The sequence below is a fragment of the Candidatus Pelagibacter communis genome (assembly GCF_001179945.1).
Classification (GTDB): Bacteria; Pseudomonadota; Alphaproteobacteria; order Pelagibacterales; family Pelagibacteraceae; genus Pelagilacustribacter; species Pelagilacustribacter ubique_A.
The window spans coordinates 1-820 of the sequence record NZ_CVSG01000050.1 but is presented as its reverse complement, the minus strand read 5'-3'; the positions used below and the strand labels follow the sequence as shown (position 1 = coordinate 820).

Here is an 820-nt window from a genome sequence, read left to right as displayed (position 1 = left end):
TAAATCAGCTAGAACTAGAAAAAAATTTCATTTCAAAACAACATGTGAAAAACCAAAATTTTTTTCTAATAAAGAAATAAATTCAATTACTAAATAGAATTTTGTCTACTCAAAATAGCAGCACCCCTTACACCGCTAGCGTCTCCATACTTTGGTTTTAAAAATACTGTTTTAAGATTAGGTTCATTTATAAATGATGATGTTTTCTTTTTAATTTGATCTAAAAAATCTATTTCATTAGAAATTCCACCACCAAAAACAATAGCATCTGGATCAAGAGTTGTTACAATTATTACCAAACATCTTGCTAAAATATCCTTATATTCATTTATAAATAAAGTGGAGTTAGAATCCTTTTTTCTATATCTGCTAAAAATTTCTTTCGCTGAAATATTTTCATTATATTTTTCATTAAATCTTTTCTCTATTGATTTACCAGATAGATAACCTTCTAATCTATTTGAAAAATCTAAAATCTTATCAGATTTTAAGTTCGATGTATTTGTAAGTGGCATTTGATTTAAGCTCCATTCTCCTCCCAAACCATTTGCTCCAGATATTATTTTTTTATTTATTACTAGTCCACCACCACAACCTGATCCTAATATAATTCCAAACACTGTTTCATAATGACTAGCTGATCCGTCAAAAGCCTCAGATAAACAAAAACAATTAGCATCATTTTCTGAAAGAAAATTATTATTCATTTTTAATTTTAAATCTTTTATCAAATTTTTATTATTTAGCCATTGAGAGTTATGTGCATTTTTAATTAATCCTGTAGTTTTATCTACCGCTCCAGGATGACATATACCTACAT

General features: G+C 26.8%; 1 protein-coding gene. It reads right to left on the bottom strand.

The features are described 5' to 3' along the window. Nucleotides 1-89 precede the first annotated feature (89 nt). Nucleotides 90-820, bottom strand: a 731-nt coding sequence (locus tag AMN78_RS01150) for an ROK family protein (RefSeq protein ID WP_075533780.1), incomplete at its 5' end; no start/stop codon positions are given.